This is a genomic window from Pseudomonas sp. HMSC08G10, from assembly GCF_001808425.1.
GTDB lineage: Bacteria > Pseudomonadota > Gammaproteobacteria > Pseudomonadales > Pseudomonadaceae > Aquipseudomonas > Aquipseudomonas guariconensis.
The window spans coordinates 92841-104588 of the sequence record NZ_KV793306.1; the positions used below are offsets into that span (position 1 = coordinate 92841).

The window sequence follows — 11748 nt, forward strand, 5'->3', positions numbered from 1 at the left end:
CTTGATCATGTTGATTTTTCGCCACCCCCAGAGGGGAGTGAAGAATCAGCTTGATTTGGCTGTATGGCTGACTGCTAGTCGGAAAGCGCTGTTTGATGTATCGGAAAAGCCGCCAGGCATGGCGGCATCCCTGTCGTAATCAGATGAGTATCAATCGGCGGCCGTGCCTCCACCCGCCGTCACGACCTGCACCGACAACCGTGGTGTCGCCAGATCCAGCCCTGCTTCATCGAGCTGGCGCTTCAAGGCCAGATTGAATGCCCGCGACACCTCCCATTGCTTGATGGGCGCCGTCTTGAACCGCGCCCGCAAGATGGCCGACCCTGATTCGAAGCTCTCTACCCCCTGCAGCTCCAAAGGGGACCAGATGTTGCGCCGCATCAGCGGGTCGTTGCGCAGCTTCTGCCCGACCTCGCGAATCAAGGTGATCGCTTGGTCGATCGCCATGCTGTGGGGAATGGCCACCCTGAAGATCGCGTAGCCGAACTCGCGGGAGTAGTTCTTGATGCTCTTGATCTCGCTGAACGGAATCGTATGCACGATGCCGTCGATGTCTCGCAGCCGCACGGTACGAATGGTCAGGCCTTCGACCGTGCCCAGGTGACCACCGACATCCACATAGTCATCGATGGCCAAGGAGTCCTCGATGATGATGAACAGGCCGGTGATCAGATCGGCTACCAGCGACTGGGCGCCGAAACCGATCGCCAGGCCGATGACACCGGCACCGGCGAGCAGCGGAGTGACATTCATGCCCATGTTCGCCAGGGCGACGATCACCGCGATGATGAAGATCGCCACGAACATGACGTTGCGGATCAGCGGCATCATGGTTTGTGCGCGAGCGTTGGCCAGGCCCCGGCGTGAGCGCACCAGAGCGTGGTGTACGGCCGTGTCGGCCAGGATCCACACCAGCCAGGCAGCAATCATGGTTCCTGCCAGACCCACCAGGCGCATGCTCACTTCATGGCCATCGCCCCCGGCGAAATTGATCATCGACAGCCCCCAGACCCGCAGGCCCAGTTCGATGAACACCAACCAGATGAACAGGTGCACCAGAGCGTAGCCGAAGTTGCGCAGGCGCTCGGCGTATACCTCCTGGCGTCGGTTGGCGCGCTTGGGGTTGGCCGCGTGACGACGCACCAGGCCGTTGAGCACCATGCACACCACCACTAGCACGGTGCACATCAGCGACTGGCGCAAGGCCGTGCTGGTGTCACCGGCCGAGACGAACGTGGCGAACAACGAGACAGCTACCAAGAGCAGCGCCGGTACGAACCAGAAGCTGCCGAGGATCTCGATGGTGTCGCTCAGGGTTCGCCGGGTCAGGCGTCGGGACAACGGCTGGTTGCGAATCAAGTGAGCGATGGGGCGGCGAAAGCGCAGGATGAACAGGCCGGTGCACACCGCCGCCACCACATTGGCCAGTGTCGCCAGGGCATGGGCCAGGTGGCTGCCCAGGGCGGTCGTCATGCGCGGGTCGCTCATCGCCTCGCCAAACGCGGCGAAGCTGCCGATCAGCCACAGCGGGCGGAACGCCTGATGGCGCAGGATGTACAGGGCGCGGTGGCGATGCGGGCCGTCGAGCAGTGAGAAGGCGATCACGCAGATCGCCGAGAACAGGGTGCCGACCACCAAGGCGTAGGCCAGGACCATGGCCAGTGATTTGCCCAGGGAAGAGGGCAGGGCGAAGCTCAGGTAGACCGTGAACACCAGTGCCACCATCCAGGGCCCAAGCTTGCGCAAGGCAAAGCGGACCAAGTCCCAGGTGCGCGGGTGTTGGGGTAGTTCTTCGGTCAGGCCGAAGCGCAGGCGCACGCGATGGCCGATCCAGTTGAAGGCATACGCCAGCAGGCTCCAGACCGCGATGATCGCCGCGAAGCCGAACAGGATCGCCGGCCATTGATGCACGGGAACGATCAGGGCCGCGAGTTCCTGCTGGGCCTGGTCGATTTCCAGGGACCAGCGCCGGAATGGGCTGGCGTCGCCGCTGAATTGCTTTTCCAGGTCGTGCAACGCGCCGCCGATCAGCCCGAGCACGCCTTGTTCGACGGTCGGTTGCGACTGTTTGGTGGCATCGCGCAGTTTTTTCAGGTCGGCCAGCAGCTTGGCGCGTTGCTGGTCGTTCTCCAGGTTCTTGATCACCTCATCGAGCGACTTGCCCAAAGGCTCGGTCGCCTCCGGCTGCGCTGGCGCACTCGATCCGAGCAGGCTTGGCAGGCCCGCGGCCTGGGCCGGGGTGATGAACAGGAACAACAGCAGGAACAGGCAACGCAGGAGTGCAGGCACCGGGAAATCTACCTCAGGTCAAACGATTGACCGAGTGTAGAGGTTTATGAGGGCAGTTGCTCCAGGATCTTCCAGCAAGTGAGGCCGAAGATACCCAGGGTTCCGATCCACATCATCAGCACGCCGATATTGCGTTCGCGCAGGCTGAAACCGATGGTTAGCAGCAGCAGGAACAGGAAGACCGGCAGGAACAGCGACAGGAACGTCATGGACAGGAATCCTTCTGAAAGATGGGGCCATGCTTTAAGCATAGCGGCTCGGGACGCAGGCGAGATTGATCAAGGACAGGAATCGAGCATGCCGACAGGGCATCGGTGGGTGCTGGCGACGCCGGGAAAAGGGCCGCAAAGCGGCCCTTGGGCCACTCAGGGCAGTTCGCGGCTACGGTAGAACGCGGTGAGCACCTTCACCAGGTGCGCCAGGTCATGGCTGCCGCATAGCTCGCGGATCGAGTGCATGGCGAAGGTCGGCAGGCCGATGTCCACCGTGCGCACGCCCAGGTGGCTGGCGGCGATCGGGCCGATGGTCGAGCCGCACCCCATGTCGCTGCGTACCACGAAGCTCTGCACCGGCACTTCCTCGGCCATGCACAGGTGGCGGAAGAAGCCCGCGGTTTCGCTGTTGGTGGCGTAGCGCTGGTTGTTGTTGACCTTGATGACGGGGCCCGCGTTGAGCTTCGGCCCATGGTTGCCGTCGTGCTTGTCGGCATAGTTGGGGTGCACGCCGTGGGCGTTGTCAGCCGAGACCATCAGCGAGCGCTGGATGGTTCGCACATAGTCGTCGCCATCGGGCAGCAGGCGCTGCAGGGTCTGTTCGAGCATTGGACCGTCGGCGCCGCAGGCTGAGCAGGAACCGACTTCCTCGTGGTCGTTGCATACCAGCACGCAGGTTTCGTCGCTGTCCGCCGCCAACAGCGCCTGCAGACCGGCATAGCAGGAAAGCAGGTTGTCCAGGCGGGCAGCAGCGATGAAGTCACCATTGAGGCCGATCAGCGCAGCATCCTGTGTGTCGTAGAAGCTCAGCTCGTAATCCAGCACCACGTCGGCATTGAGGTCGTGCTCGCGCGCCAGTTGCTCGGTGAGCAGGGCCCGGAAGTCCACGCGCTCGTCACCGGCCACCTGGGCCAGGATGGGGGGCAGTTCGAGCTGAGGGTTGATCGCCCAGCCTTCGTTGGCGGTGCGGTTGAGGTGGATAGCCAGGTTCGGGATCACCGCGATCGGCAGCTTGAAGTCCACCAGTTGGCTCTCGACCTTGCCGTCGCGACGGAAGGTGACCCGGCCGGCCAACGACAGGTCGCGGTCGAACCAAGGCGCGAGCAGCGCGCCGCCGTAGACCTCGACGCCCAGTTGCAGAAAACCGTGGCGCTGCAGCTCAGGCTGCGGCTTGACGCGCAGGCACGGGCTGTCGGTATGGGCGCCGACCATGCGGATACCGCCGAGCAATGGCGATTGCTTGCCCAGCTTGATAGCGATGATCGAGGAGTCGTTGCGGGTCACGTAATAGCGGCCACCTGGCACCGTCGCCCAGCTGTCGCGCTCGTCCAGGCGCTGATAGCCGGCGGCCTCCAGACGTTGGGCGAGGCTCGCGGTCGCATGAAAAGGCGTCGGGGAGGCCTTGAGGAAATCGATCAGGCCAGCATTCAGGGAATCGCGCATAACTCACTCCGGTTCGAGCTTCAAGCTTTAAGCTGCAAGCTTCAAGCAAGAGCGGCAGCTTGGGCAAGTTCCGCGCCATCCGCTTTAGCTATTTCTTGCAACTTGTCGCTTGAAGCTTGTAGCTCAAAAAGGTGCCGGGCACTCGAACTTCAACCGCTCGCCCGTCACCGGGTGGGTGAAGCTCAGCATGCTCGCATGCAGGCACAGTCGATCGTGGGCGGCCAGGGCTTGGGGATTGGCGTACAGGCGGTCGCCCAGCAGTGGGTGGCCGATCGAGAGCATGTGCACGCGCAATTGGTGCGAGCGCCCGGTGATTGGGGTCAGCTCCACCCGGCAGTGATCGCCGCAGCGCTCGAGGATGCGCCAGAAGGTCAGGGCATGCTTGCCCTGTTCGTGGTCCACCACATGACGGGGTTTGGTCGGTGGGTCGTAGCGCAGGGGAAGATCGATGCTGCCGCTGTCCAGCGTCGGTTGACCCCAGCACAACGCGGTGTAGGCCTTTTCGGTCTCGCGGTCATGGAACTGGCGCGAAAGCTCGCGGTGGCTGTCGGCATCGCGGGCCAGCAGGATGATCCCGGAAGTTTCCCAGTCCAGTCGATGAACGATCAGCGCATCAGGATAGCCGTTGTGCTGCAGGCGGGTGATCAGGCAGTCCTTGTTGTCCTCGGCGCGACCTGGCACCGACAGCAACAGTGTCGGCTTGTTGACCACCAGGATGGCAGCGTCTTCATGGAGGATCTGGACGTTCGACAGCGGCATTGCAAAGTCTCTTTGGAAAGCACTGTGGGAGCGGCTTGTCCAATGCTTGCGTCAGCCTGGGCTGGCACGATCATCGGACAAGCCGCTCCCACAGGGGCGACCCGAAATAGCTGGATCAGCGATCGGGCAGGGTGATGTTCAGCTCCAGGATCGAGCAGCTACCCTGGTTCTCAAGCTCGATATGCACGTCGTCGCTGCCGATGTTCACGTACTTGCGGATCACTTCCAGCAGTTCTTTCTGCAGGGCTGGGAGGTAGTCCGGCTCGCTACGTTGGCCGCGCTCGTGCGCCACGATGATCTGTAGACGCTCTTTCGCTACCGACGCGCTGCTTTGTTTCTGTCTGCCACGAAAGAAGTCAAAAAGGTTCATGGTTTACTTGCCTCCAAACAGGCGCGCGAAGAATCCTTGCTTCTGCACATCGATGAACCGCAGTGGCTTCTCTTTGCCCAGCAGGCGGTCGACAGTGTCGCTGTATGCCTGACCGGCATCGCTCTGGTCGTCCAGGATCACTGGAATACCTTGGTTGGAGGCCTTGAGCACGGCTTGGGATTCAGGGATCACACCCTTGAGCTTGATCGCCAGGATCTCTTCGACGTCGGCGATGCTGAGCATTTCGCCCTTTTCGACGCGCTCAGGATGGTAACGGGTGATCAGCAGGTGTTCCTTGATCGGCTCTTCGCCGTTCTCGGAGCGGCGCGACTTGCTCGACAGGATGCCCAGCATGCGGTCGGAGTCACGAACCGAGGAAACTTCCGGGTTGGTCACCACGATGGCTTCGTCGGCGAAGTACATCGCCAAGTGAGCGCCTTTCTCGATGCCGGCCGGGGAGTCGCAGATAACGAAGTCGAAGGATTCCTTGAGCTCCATCAGGACCTTCTCGACGCCTTCCTGGGTCAGGGCGTCCTTGTCGCGGGTCTGGCTGGCAGCCAGCACGAACAGGTTTTCCAGGCGCTTGTCCTTGATCAGGGCCTGCTGCAGGTTGGCTTCGCCGTTGACCACGTTGACGAAGTCATACACTACGCGGCGCTCGCAGCCCATGATCAGGTCGAGGTTACGCAGGCCCACGTCGAAGTCGACGATGACAGTCTTGTAGCCACGCAGTGCGAGGCCGGTACCGATAGCGGCGCTGGTGGTGGTCTTGCCCACACCCCCCTTGCCGGAAGTAACCACGAGAATCTTGGCCAAGGTGTTTCACCCCTAAATAAACGGGACGCGTGTCCCTGCAAATACAAAAAACGGCAACGGGAAAAAAGTTGCGCTAAAAATGCCGGCAAGTATCCGTTAAAGACGGGTGATGTTCAACACATCGCCGGACAGGCTGATCTGCACGCCAGCCCCCCACAGCGGGTCGCGACGCAGGTCTTCGCACACCTTGTACTGACCGGCGATGGAGACCATCTCCGCCGTCATCTGCTGGCAGAAGATACGGGCCCGGGTGTTGCCCTTGATGCCAGCAAGCGCGCGACCGCGCATGGCGCCGTACACATGGATGTTGCCATCGGCGAGAAGTTCCGCGCCGGGGCTGACCGAGGCAGTGACGATCAGGTCGCCGCCCTGGGCGTAGATCTGCTGGCCGCCGCGTACCGGCGTCGTGATGATGCGGGTGGGGCGCACTTCAGGTTCAGCCGGTGGTGGCGGCGGAGCTGGCGCGGGTTCGGGTTTCTTCACCTCGGGCTCCGGTTCCAATGGCCGCTCACGCGCACCGGAGGGCGGCAACACGGGCAGATCGATGGCGATCGCCGCGGCGATGTCCTCGATCCGGCTGGCCCGCACGGCCAGGGTGCGCAGGCCATGGTGGCGGCAGACGCGCATGAGGCCGGGGAGGTCGATCGTCCCGCAGTCGGCCGGCAGCTTGTCCAGGGCCAGTACCAAGGGGGTATTGCTGAAGAAATTGGGGGCCTGGGCCACTTTCGCCGCCAGTTGCCGGTCGAGGGCTTCGAGGTCGTTGCGCGCCAGTTCCAGCACAGTGATGGCAAGCATGCTGCCTTTGAGCTGGAAGACGGGTGCGGTATCGGAGGTCGGGTTGAGGCTCATGGTCTGCATAGACGGCTTGTTGCGAAAAAAGTGCCCTGACTTATAACGATAAGACCCGTTGGCCGCAACCGCAGCCGAACCGATGTAGAATGGCCACCTTTGTCTTGCCGGAAGCTTCAATGGAACGCCCGCGTTTTCGTCCGTATTTTCTTCACCCACGATTTTGGGGTCTTTGGTTGGGCCTTGGCCTGCTGTGGCTGGTCGCCCAGTTGCCATACCGTGCCCTGTTGGCCTTGGGCCGTGCCTTGGGCGCGCTGATGTACCGGGTCGCCGGTGAGCGCCGGCGTATTGCCGCGCGCAATCTGGAGCTGTGTTTTCCGGAGCTGTCGCGCGACGAACGGCAACATCTGCTCAAGGAAAACTTCGCTTCGACCGGCATCGCCTTCTTCGAGATGGCCATGAGCTGGTGGTGGCCCAAGCCGCGTTTGGCACGCCTGGCCCATATCGAGGGCCTTGAGCACCTGCAGGCCGCCCAGCGGGAGGGGCAGGGTGCCATCCTGATGGCTGTGCATTTCACCACTTTGGAGATCGGCGCCGCCCTGCTGGGCCAGGCCCATACCATCGATGGCATGTACCGAGAGCACGGTAACCCGCTGTTCGACTACATCCAGCGCCTTGGTCGCGAGCGCCACAACCTCGATTCGCTGGCGGTGGAGCGCGACGATGTGCGCGGCATGCTCAAGCTGCTGCGCGGCGGCCGCGCCATCTGGTACGCGCCGGACCAGGACTACGGCGCCAAGCAGAGCATCTTCGTGCCGTTGTTCGGCATTCAGGCCGCAACCGTCACGGCGACCACCAAGTTCGCCCGCCTGGGCAAGGCCCGGGTGATCCCTTTCACCCAGAAGCGCCTGGAAGATGGCAGCGGCTATCGTTTGGTCGTTCACCCACCACTGGAGGACTTCCCCGGCGAGACCGAAGAGGCCGATTGCCTGCGTATCAACCAATGGGTCGAAGGTGTGCTGCGGGAGTGTCCGGAGCAGTACCTGTGGGCCCACCGGCGTTTCAAGTCGCGTCCGCCGGGAGAACCGCGGCTTTATGACAAGAAAAAGCGCTGATCGCGAGTGACAACGATGGCGCCCCTCCCCACCACAGGCCTGATTCTCTCCGGCGGCGGCGCCCGTGCCGCCTACCAGGTGGGGGTGCTGGCTGGTATCGCCGAGTTGCTGCCGCCGGGCGCGGCCAACCCGTTCCCCGTGATCGTCGGGACCTCGGCTGGCGCCATCAACGCCGTCACCCTGGCCAGCGGGGCTACGCGCTTCACCGAGGCGGTACAGCGGCTGACAACCTTCTGGCAGAACTTCCGCAGCCACCTTGTGCTGCGCAGCGACTGGCCCGGTGTCATCCGCCAGGCCAGCCGCTTCGTCAGCCACAATCTGTTGGGGATCGGCGGTCAGGTCCCGGTGGCGCTGCTCGACAGCAGCCCCTTGCGGGGCCTGCTGCAATCACATCTGGATCTTGATGGAATCGGCCACTCCCTGGCTGCCGAGCAGCTCAGGGCGGTGGCCATCACTGCCTTCGGTTATGAGTCGGGCCAGGCGGTGACGTTCTATCAGGGGCGCGGCACCATCGAGCCCTGGTTGCGCCATCGGCGCATTGGCGTCCCGACTTCCCTGACCATCGAGCACCTGTTGGCGAGCTCGGCGATTCCGTTGCTGTTCGCCCCGGTCAAGCTCGACGATGAGTACTTCGGCGATGGTGCGGTACGCCAGTCGGCGCCGATCAGCCCAGCGCTGCACCTGGGCGCCAGCCGGGTGCTGGTGGTAGGGGTCAGTGGCAACCCGCAGCGGCCTTCGGCACCGATGCCAAACCAGCGGGTATTCAGTGGCCAGCAGCCCAGCCTTGCGCAAATCGGCGCGCACATGCTCAACAGCACGTTCATCGACAGCCTCGAGGATGACATCGAGCTTCTCCAACGCCTGAACCACCTCAGCCACCTGCTGCCGGCACACCTCAATGCCCGGCGCCTGGGTCTGGCACCGATCGATGTGTTGGTGGTAGCGCCCAGTCAGCCGCTGGACGAAATCGCAGCGCGCCATCGCCGCGAACTGCCGGCGGCGCTGCGTCTGTTCCTGCGTGGGCCGGGGGCGACCCGTACCAGTGGCGCGGGGGTGTTGAGCTATTTGTTGTTCGAGGCCAGCTATTGCAGTGAACTGATCGAGCTTGGGCGTAAGGATGCTTTGGCCAAGCGGCGGGAACTGTGTCAATTCCTGGGGTTGAATCCGCCTTGATGCCGACGAGGGCCGCGCCCACAAGTTTCCTACGTGTGGGCGCGGGTTTGCCCGCGAAGGGGTGAAGGATCTACTCGGCGATCTGTAGCTTGCGTGCCTGGGTGTATACGTAGCGCACCTTCTCGTACTCGAAAGGTGAGTTCAGCTGCCCGTAGCGGAAGTTGGTGGTGTAGCGCTTGTCCACTGCCCGCAGCACAGTGATTTCCGGGTGATCGCTGCTGGCATCGGCAACATTGAGGAAGTTCGCCTCCCGTTCACCCACATAATCCACCGCCAGCCCGGCAGTGTCGCGCAGGTTCGACGGCCCCAGGATCGGCAGCATGATGTAAGGCCCGTCAGGCACCCCATAGAACCCAAGGGTCTGGCCGAAGTCTTCGCTCTGGCGCGGCAGGCCCATCTTGGTCGCCGGATCCCACAACCCACCTACGCCTATGAGGGTGTTGAACATCAGACGTGCGGTGATCTCGGCCGAGCGCTTGGCTTTGAGTTGCAACAGACTGTTGAACAGGTTGGGCACATCGCCCAGGTTATTGAAGAAGTTGCTTACCCCGGTGCGTACGAAGCGTGGAGTGACGTAGCGATAGCCGTCGACCACCGGCAGCATCACCCACTGGTCGAAGCGGTAGTTGAAGTGATACACGCGCCGGTTCATCGACTCCAGCGGGTCATAGACATTCAGCGCGGTCAGGGTGGAGCGTTCGAACTCGCGCTGGTCAAGCCCTGGGTTGAATTTCAGTTCGCGCAGTGGGTCGAGGAAGCCGTCGGGCTCGACCGTCGGGGAGTCGGCCTTGTCGGCTTCCACCACGCTGGTGCGGGGCGCTGTCTCGGCTGCCAGGGCGTTGCCGGCGACGAGCAGGGCGGTGACGAGCAGCAATTTGTTAACCACGGAAGAACTCCAGCATCGCATCGCTGTTGACGCGGTAGTTGAGGTTGCCGCAATGGCCGCCATGAGGGTAGAGCGTCAGGCGATCACCGAACACCTTGCGCAGGAAGCCGATATCGCCAGGGCCGAGGATGACGTCGTCGGCGTTGTGCATCACGGCGATCTTGGGACTGTCCCGCAGGTAGTCGGCCAGTGCGTAGAGGCTCACCTGGTCGATCAGTTGCAGCACGCTGCCGCCATCGGTGCGGGCTCGCCACATCGGAATCACCTGCTCGGTGATGTAGCACTCGAAATCGCACTGCAGCGCACGCTTGAAGAACGGCGTGAGGCTGCTGCCTTCGGTGATCGGGAATTTCGGCGGAGTGATCAAACCACGGCGGTTGACCAGGTCGGAGGTAAAGGCGATGTCGGCCGCCGAGAAGCGGAACGAGGTGCCGATCAGCATGGCCATCTGCTCGTTGGACAAGTGTTGGCGCGACTTCTGGAAGTCGTAGAGCAGCGCCTCGTTGAGGTCGATGTAGCCCTTCTGCTGGAAGTACAGGGTGAGCTTTTCGAGCATCAGCTCATAGAACGTGGTGCTGCGATCGATGCCTTTGACCCGAGTTTGCACCAGCTTGTCCAGATTGCTGACCGAGGTGTAGAGGTTGACCGGTGGGTTGAGCAGCAGCACGCGCTTGAAGTTGAAGCTGCGCCGGGTCTCGTCCAGGTGGCTGACGAAGGCTGCGTCTAGGGCTCCGAGGCTGTACCCGGTGAGGTAGAACTCGCTCACCGGCAGGCGCGGGTGTTGGGCACGCACGGCCTGCATGACGCGATACAGATCCTCGGCATCGTCCTTGCTCACGCCCGGCGTGGCAAAGCGCGAGGCAGCGCTCATGAAGTCCCAACTGGTGGGCGAGGACAGTTGCACCACATGGAAGCCCGCCTGGTAGAAGAGCTTTTTGAGGTATTCGTTGATGCTGCTGGAGTAGGGCGCGCCGGTGCCGGCGATGAGGAAGATCAGCGGTGCTTCGTGATCCTGGCGGGCCAGACGGTATTTGAGCTTGCGCACCGGCCAGAAGTTGTCCGGCAACGTGAAGGCTCGCTCCGGTCGCAGGTTGAGGCTGTAGTCGGATTGGCTGATGTCCTCGTCGTTGGGCAGCGTCGGGCGCTGCTCTGGCGGCGTGGTGGCGATGGTGGCCTCGAACGGATTGGTCAGCGGATAGCCATAGCTCGCGGCGTCGATATCCCGCGCCGAGGCGGCTGTGGCCAGGAGCAGGCCGCAGAGCGAGGCGACGAGGCACAAGGGTCGAAGCATGGGATCCCCCAAGAAAGTACGTAAGGCAAATCGCTACCTAGGACCATGATAGGCAGGGCAAAGTTGCCTGCCGCAGTGTTCTTTGTCGTGCCAGATGTTGCCGCGACAGTCTACGGCGCGGCAAACGGTCATTCTTGGAACATAGCCGCCATGCGCGGATTTTGCCTTGCAAGGTAGGCACGGGCGTTTATGCTGGCGTTTGTTTTCAACCCGTTGGAGTTCCCATGGCCCGCTCGTTGCCCATCGCCCTGTTCCTGCTGTTGCTGTCGGCGTGGCTGGCGGCCAGCTATGGGGTACGTTATGGGCTGATGGAGGATGCCCGCTGGGTCGGGCTGTGCAGCGCGGCGCAGGGGTACTGGCAATGCCAGGCCCGCTCGCTGCTGGGATTGGGCATCCATCATCAGGTGCTGGCCTGGGGCGCGCTGGGTATTTCGCTGCTGGCGCAGTGGGTGCCGGGGCGGGGCGGGTGGGGGCTGGCGGTGCTGGGGCTGTTGTTCGGGATTCCGGCTTTGGTGTTGTATACCGCGAGCATTGCGGTATTCGCGGTGGTGCTGGCGGGGTTGCGGTTGGTTCGGCAGCCTGCGTACTAGCCAACACCCGGGAGC

Annotated in this window: 12 protein-coding genes; 3 read left to right on the top strand and 9 right to left on the bottom strand. The window is 62.8% G+C overall.

Annotation, left to right across the window (positions count from 1 at the left end; genetic code table 11):
- Window positions 1-150: 150 nt before the first annotated feature.
- The 7 genes from HMPREF3173_RS10850 to minC all read right to left on the bottom strand — a co-directional run bounded on the left by HMPREF3173_RS10850 (window position 151) and on the right by minC (window position 6747).
- On the bottom strand, window positions 151-2289 hold the full coding sequence (locus HMPREF3173_RS10850; RefSeq protein WP_070573034.1) for a mechanosensitive ion channel family protein: 2139 nt from the start codon (window positions 2287-2289) through the stop codon (window positions 151-153).
- Between the two features lie 44 nt (window positions 2290-2333).
- Window positions 2334-2498: a hypothetical protein gene (locus HMPREF3173_RS24575; protein ID WP_167358066.1), complete on the bottom strand. Its 165-nt coding sequence runs from the start codon at window positions 2496-2498 to the stop codon at window positions 2334-2336.
- Between the two features lie 156 nt (window positions 2499-2654).
- On the bottom strand, window positions 2655-3944 hold the full coding sequence (locus HMPREF3173_RS10855; protein WP_043206652.1) for a M18 family aminopeptidase: 1290 nt from the start codon (window positions 3942-3944) through the stop codon (window positions 2655-2657).
- Window positions 3945-4067: 123 nt separating this feature from the next.
- Window positions 4068-4703, bottom strand: a complete 636-nt coding sequence (locus tag HMPREF3173_RS10860; protein ID WP_070573036.1) for an RluA family pseudouridine synthase — start codon at window positions 4701-4703, stop codon at window positions 4068-4070.
- A gap of 115 nt (window positions 4704-4818) precedes the next feature.
- A complete protein-coding gene (gene minE / locus HMPREF3173_RS10865) occupies window positions 4819-5073 on the bottom strand; it encodes a cell division topological specificity factor MinE (protein WP_043206650.1) in 255 nt (84 codons plus the stop codon).
- Between the two features lie 3 nt (window positions 5074-5076).
- Window positions 5077-5889, bottom strand: a complete 813-nt coding sequence (gene minD / locus HMPREF3173_RS10870) for a septum site-determining protein MinD (protein ID WP_043206649.1) — start codon at window positions 5887-5889, stop codon at window positions 5077-5079.
- A gap of 96 nt (window positions 5890-5985) precedes the next feature.
- Window positions 5986-6747 (bottom strand): septum site-determining protein MinC, encoded by a 762-nt coding sequence (minC, locus tag HMPREF3173_RS10875; RefSeq protein WP_043206647.1) that lies wholly within the window; start codon window positions 6745-6747, stop codon window positions 5986-5988.
- A 110-nt stretch (window positions 6748-6857) separates the two neighbouring features.
- Here minC and HMPREF3173_RS10880 point away from each other — a divergent pair, with 110 nt between their 5' ends.
- Together HMPREF3173_RS10880 and HMPREF3173_RS10885 are read left to right on the top strand one after the other, a co-directional pair.
- Window positions 6858-7793 (top strand): lipid A biosynthesis lauroyl acyltransferase, encoded by a 936-nt coding sequence (locus HMPREF3173_RS10880; protein ID WP_070573038.1) that lies wholly within the window; start codon window positions 6858-6860, stop codon window positions 7791-7793.
- A gap of 15 nt (window positions 7794-7808) precedes the next feature.
- On the top strand, window positions 7809-8966 hold the full coding sequence (locus tag HMPREF3173_RS10885; RefSeq protein WP_070573040.1) for a patatin-like phospholipase family protein: 1158 nt from the start codon (window positions 7809-7811) through the stop codon (window positions 8964-8966).
- 70 nt (window positions 8967-9036) lie between these two features.
- On the opposite strand, the gene HMPREF3173_RS10890 is transcribed toward HMPREF3173_RS10885, so the two are convergent.
- Together HMPREF3173_RS10890 and HMPREF3173_RS10895 are read right to left on the bottom strand one after the other, a co-directional pair.
- Window positions 9037-9771, bottom strand: a complete 735-nt coding sequence (locus HMPREF3173_RS10890) for an MlaA family lipoprotein (RefSeq protein WP_371906668.1) — start codon at window positions 9769-9771, stop codon at window positions 9037-9039.
- Window positions 9772-9844: 73 nt separating this feature from the next.
- Entirely contained in the window at window positions 9845-11143 is a 1299-nt protein-coding gene (locus tag HMPREF3173_RS10895; RefSeq protein WP_070573044.1) for an alpha/beta fold hydrolase family protein, read from the bottom strand.
- Window positions 11144-11367: 224 nt separating this feature from the next.
- Here HMPREF3173_RS10895 and HMPREF3173_RS10900 point away from each other — a divergent pair, with 224 nt between their 5' ends.
- Window positions 11368-11733: a hypothetical protein gene (locus HMPREF3173_RS10900; RefSeq protein WP_070573046.1), complete on the top strand. Its 366-nt coding sequence runs from the start codon at window positions 11368-11370 to the stop codon at window positions 11731-11733.
- Window positions 11734-11748: the final 15 nt, after the last annotated feature.

Excerpts from the sequence above, each read along its gene's own strand:
- HMPREF3173_RS24575 (WP_167358066.1), bottom strand. The coding sequence starts at position 2,498 with ATGACGTTCCTGTCGCTGTTCCTGCCGGTCTTCCTGTTCCTGCTGCTG.
- HMPREF3173_RS10855 (WP_043206652.1), bottom strand. The coding sequence starts at position 3,944 with ATGCGCGATTCCCTGAATGCTGGCCTGATCGATTTCCTCAAGGCCTCC.
- HMPREF3173_RS10860 (WP_070573036.1), bottom strand. The coding sequence starts at position 4,703 with ATGCCGCTGTCGAACGTCCAGATCCTCCATGAAGACGCTGCCATCCTG.
- minE (WP_043206650.1), bottom strand. The coding sequence starts at position 5,073 with ATGAACCTTTTTGACTTCTTTCGTGGCAGACAGAAACAAAGCAGCGCG.
- minC (WP_043206647.1), bottom strand. The coding sequence starts at position 6,747 with ATGCAGACCATGAGCCTCAACCCGACCTCCGATACCGCACCCGTCTTC.
- HMPREF3173_RS10880 (WP_070573038.1), top strand. The coding sequence starts at position 6,858 with ATGGAACGCCCGCGTTTTCGTCCGTATTTTCTTCACCCACGATTTTGG.
- HMPREF3173_RS10885 (WP_070573040.1), top strand. The coding sequence starts at position 7,809 with ATGGCGCCCCTCCCCACCACAGGCCTGATTCTCTCCGGCGGCGGCGCC.
- HMPREF3173_RS10895 (WP_070573044.1), bottom strand. The coding sequence starts at position 11,143 with ATGCTTCGACCCTTGTGCCTCGTCGCCTCGCTCTGCGGCCTGCTCCTG.
- HMPREF3173_RS10900 (WP_070573046.1), top strand. The coding sequence starts at position 11,368 with ATGGCCCGCTCGTTGCCCATCGCCCTGTTCCTGCTGTTGCTGTCGGCG.